Genomic DNA, 4,577 nt, shown 5'->3' on the forward strand with positions numbered 1-4,577 from the left:
TCCGCACGCCCGATCTGCGTGCGAAGATCCTTTTCACCATCGGCATCATCGCCCTGTACCGCATGGGCTCGAATGTGCCGGCTCCGTTCGTTCACTTCCCGAACGTCGAGCAGTGCCTCGCCGCCAGCGCCGGCACCGAGGGACTCCTCGGGCTGGTCAACCTCTTCTCCGGCGGCGCGCTGCTGAAGCTCTCGATCTTCGCGCTGGGCGTCATGCCCTACATCACCGCGACGATCATCGTGCAGCTGCTGCGCGTGGTCATCCCGCACTTCGAGACCCTCCACCAGGAGGGCCAGGCGGGCCAGACCAAGCTGACCCAGTACACCCGGTACCTCACGATCGCACTCGCACTGCTGCAGTCCGCGACCCTGGTCACCGTGACCCGCAGCGGGCAGCTCTTCGGCCAGGCCGGAGACGCAGCCTGCCAGAAGCTGCTCACGAACGACGTGTGGTGGGCGCAGATGCTCATCATCATCGCCCTGACCGCAGGCACCGGCCTGATCATGTGGATGGCCGAGCTGGTCACCGAGAAGGGCATCGGCAACGGCATGTCCGTGCTGATCTTCACTTCGATCGCCGCGACCTTCCCGAGCTCGATGTGGGCCATCGCCGAGGCCAAGGGCTTCGAGACCTTCCTGCTCGTCCTCGTGGTCGGCCTGGTCGTGATGACGCTGGTGGTGTTCGTCGAGCAGTCGCAGCGTCGTGTCCCGGTGCAGTACGCCAAGCGGATGGTGGGCCGCCGCACCTACGGCGGCACGAACACCTACATCCCGATCAAGGTGAACATGGCGGGTGTGATCCCGATCATCTTCGCCTCGTCGCTGCTGTGCCTGCCGATGCTGATCGCGCAGTTCAACACCCCGACCGACGGCAGCGAGCCGGCCGCCTGGGTGACCTGGATCATGACGTACCTCGTCTCGGGCGATCAGCCGCTGTACATGCTCATCTACTTCCTGCTGATCATCGCCTTCACCTACTTCTACGTGGCCATCACCTTCAACCCGGTCGAGGTCGCGGACAACATGAAGAAGTACGGCGGATTCATCCCCGGCATCCGCGCCGGCCGTCCCACGGCGGAGTACCTGGACTACGTGATCACCCGCATCACGTTCCCCGGCTCCCTGTACCTCGGCATCGTCGCGCTGATCCCGCTCATCGCGCTGGCCACCGTGCAGGCGAACCAGAACTTCCCGTTCGGCGGCGCGTCGATCCTGATCATCGTCGGTGTCGGACTGGAGACCGTGAAGCAGATCGACGCGCAGCTGCAGCAGCGCCATTACGAAGGGCTCCTCCGATGACGACATCCGCACGACTCCTGATCGTCGGCCCGCAGGGCTCGGGCAAGGGCACGCAGGGCGTCCGCGTCGCCGAGGCGCTGAACATCCCGGTCGTGTCCACGGGCGACATCTTCCGCGCCAACATCAAGGCCGGCACGGAGCTCGGGCAGCAGGTCACCGCGATCCTCGAGGCCGGCGACCTGGTGCCGGATGAGCTGACCAGCGAGATCGTGCGCGACCGCCTGTCGCAGGAGGATGCCGCCGACGGGTTCCTGCTCGACGGATACCCGCGCAACACGACGCAGGTGGCTCACCTGGACGCGTTCCTTGCGGAGTCGGATGCTGCACTCGCCGCCGTCATCCTGCTCGACGTCCCGCGCGAGGAGAGCCTCACCCGCCTGCGGCTGCGCGCGGTGGAGCAGGGCCGCTCGGACGACACCGACGAGGCGATCGCGCACCGTCTGGACATCTACGAGCACGAGACGGCTCCGATCATCTCGGTGTACGAGCAGCGCGGCATCGTCGATCGCATCGACGGCGTGGGCTCGCTCGACGAGATCACCGCGCGGATCTCCGCGGCGCTCAGCGCCCGCGGCATCGGCCAGCTCGTCTGAGCCGGGTTCGCATGACGATGTTCCGCAAGTCGATCTACAAGACCCCGGCGCAGCTGCGCTCGATGGTCGAGCCCGGTCTGATCACGGCCGCCGCGCTGGAGGCCGTGCGCCCGCTGGTGCGCGCGGGCGTCAGCACGGCCGAGCTGGATGCGGTCGCCGACCGTCTGATCGCCGACCGCGGCGCAGAGTCGAACTTCAAGCTGGTGCGGGGCTACCGGCACACGACCTGCATCTCGGTCAACGAGCAGGTCGTGCACGGCATCCCCGGTGAGCTGGTGCTGCAGCCCGGCGACATCGTCTCCGTCGACTGCGGCGCGCAGTACCAGGGGTGGAACGGCGACAGCGCCGTGACGTTCGTGGTGCCCGATCCCGGTCGGCCGGACCTCGTCGCGCGCCGGGAGGAGCTCTCCCGTGTCACCGAGGGATCCATGTGGGCCGGCATCGCGGCGATGGCATCCGCCTCGCACATCGGGGAGATCGGCGCAGCCATCCAGGAGTACATCGAGGCTCAGGGTCCTTCTGCGGTGTCGGGGGAGACCTACGGCATCCTGCGCGAGTACGTGGGCCACGGCATCGGACGCAAGATGCACGAGTCCCCGAGTGTGTTCAACTACCGCACGCCCGACGCCGGTGCCGAGATCCGTCCGGGTCTCGTGCTGGCCATCGAGCCGATGGTCACCGCCGGCGGCGAGGAGACGTTCGTCGAGGACGACGACTGGACCGTGTCCACGATCGACGGCTCCGACGGCTCGCACTGGGAGCACAGCGTCGCCAGGCACGAGAGCGGCATCTGGGTGCTGACGTCGCCCGACGGCGGCGCCGCAGGTCTCGCCCCGTTCGGCGTCACCCCCGTCCCGATCCCGTAGCGCCGCCTCCGGCACGCCGCGGCCCTGCGCCCACGCATGCCGCGGCCTCTTCCCGCGAGAAACCACTTCCCGCAAGAGAAACCACGTCTGCGCGTGTTTCTCATGCGAGTTCTGGTTTCTCACGGATGCTGGGGGTGCTTCTCACGCGGACGCTGCGAGATCGTGGTGAGGAACGCGTGTTCGCGTGGGCGGACGATGGGGACACGGGCTGCCCGCAACGCGTTCGCGAGCGGATTGACGCGCCAGGCATCCGCGAGATCCCAGCGGGAGAACGGATGCCCGTGGCGTCGCAGTCTGTCTTCCCGACGTTTCTCGTCGCGGAGATGCTGTGCGGCTTTGTTCGGATCGTCGAGTTCGTATTTGCCCCAGCCATCGGCTTCGCCGATAGCTCCGGTCGACGGGAAGAGGAAATCAACCCGATCGCGTGCGCCTTCGTACTCGAACTCGCGCTGCAACTCCGGATGCTCGAATCCGCACCAACCGATGACAGCGCGGCTCACGCTCTCCGCAGGCGACTCAGCGCGCGCATCCGCATGCGACCACACCCATCGCAGTCGAGCACGTCCCCGCCGATTGCGCTGGGCCTCGGAGAGAGCCCTCAGTTCAGCAAGATCGGAAAAACCGCCCTGTGCGGGTGCGATTGCGGCATCCGCCACTGCCAGCCCCTGAGCCGGCGGAAGCATCCGGATCAGATCGACGGCGGTGTCCATCGGCGAGGTCGTCAGGATGCTGCCGGCACTCCCGACCATTCGTGGATCGTCGCTCGTGTGGACGACGACGTCTCCGAACCGCCGTGATGCGGCGCGTTCGGGGTCGTAGACGTGGATGTCCTTCGGTTCGTTGAAGTACGGGATGCCCAGGATTACGGCGGCGGATTCCAGGCACAGCACGGCGTCGGGGTGTTTGCGGACGAATGCATGGACTCGCACCGCGTATCGCTTCCACGAAGGAAGCGCCACGTACTGGGCACGATTCACGTATATGCCGGATCGCACGCGAAGGTACTCCGGAGACGAGAGGCGGATGCCCAGCATCCTGCCCTCCTTAATCGTCACGAAGGGCAGCGGCGCACGGGTGACAGCACGTTGGGCGAACATGATCGTCATGCCTTCTGAGCATGCCGCGCCCCCATGCCGTCCATGGCGCCGACCCCAGTGGGTGTGGAGACTTCGCTGCTTTCGTTGCAGTGTGCAGGGAGAACCTCATCCGTCAAAAACCACTTCTCGCATGAGACATCACGCCTGCACGGGTTTCTCATGCTGAATGTGGTTTCTCGACGCGGGGTGGGGGTGAGGGGTGGGGCGTGTGGGAGAGAGGCACAGGGGAGGCATAGCGTGGGCACGGCACAATAGGGTGTCAACTTCTCTGCAGAAAGATCGGACTGTCATGGCCCAGACACAGAGCAAGCCCAACTGGTTCGTCATCGGCATCTCAGCCGCGGTCGTCGTCGTGCTGATCGCACTCGGCGCTGTCGTCGTGTGGATGAACTACCGTGCCACGGATGCCGGGCCCGCGCCGTCCAGCTCGAAGTCCTTCAACGCCGACACCGGTGCCATCTCGTTCGGAGACGGCAAGGACACGGTCGACATCTTCGTCGACTTCCAGTGCCCGGTCTGCAACAGCTTCGAGCAGCAGTTCGGCCCCGAGCTGGAGAAGGCGGCCGAGAGCGGCAAGATCACGCTCAACTACCACCCCATCGCGATCCTGGATCGCTACTCGCAGGGCACCGAGTACTCCTCCCGCTCCGCAGCTGCGGCGGTGTGCGTCGCGTCCGAGCAGCCGGACAAGTACCTCGCATACGCCAAGCTGCTCTTCGCGAA

5 protein-coding genes are annotated in these 4,577 nt (G+C 66.2%); 4 read left to right on the plus strand and 1 reads right to left on the minus strand.

All coding sequences use genetic code 11. The annotated features are described in order from the left end of the window. The 3 genes from secY to map all read left to right on the plus strand — a co-directional run. Window positions 1-1,298, plus strand: a 1,298-nt coding sequence (secY, locus tag BGN97_RS17550) for a preprotein translocase subunit SecY (RefSeq protein ID WP_292704477.1), incomplete at its 5' end; no start/stop codon positions are given. Continuing rightward, entirely contained in the window at window positions 1,295-1,891 is a 597-nt protein-coding gene (locus tag BGN97_RS17555; protein WP_292704480.1) for an adenylate kinase, read from the plus strand. The genes secY and BGN97_RS17555, both read left to right, overlap by 4 nt. A 17-nt stretch (window positions 1,892-1,908) precedes the next feature. Then, window positions 1,909-2,757 (plus strand): type I methionyl aminopeptidase, encoded by an 849-nt coding sequence (gene map / locus BGN97_RS17560; RefSeq protein ID WP_292704613.1) that lies wholly within the window; start codon window positions 1,909-1,911, stop codon window positions 2,755-2,757. 119 nt (window positions 2,758-2,876) lie between these two features. Here the strand turns inward: map and BGN97_RS17565 are convergent, their stop codons facing one another. Next, window positions 2,877-3,863: a hypothetical protein gene (locus BGN97_RS17565; RefSeq protein ID WP_292704483.1), complete on the minus strand. Its 987-nt coding sequence runs from the start codon at window positions 3,861-3,863 to the stop codon at window positions 2,877-2,879. A gap of 280 nt (window positions 3,864-4,143) precedes the next feature. On the opposite strand from BGN97_RS17565, the gene BGN97_RS17570 reads away from it, so the two are divergent. Further along, window positions 4,144-4,577, plus strand: a 434-nt coding sequence (locus tag BGN97_RS17570) for a thioredoxin domain-containing protein (protein ID WP_292704486.1), incomplete at its 3' end; no start/stop codon positions are given.

This window comes from Microbacterium sp. 69-10 (assembly GCF_001897945.1).
Classification (GTDB): domain Bacteria; phylum Actinomycetota; class Actinomycetes; order Actinomycetales; family Microbacteriaceae; genus Microbacterium.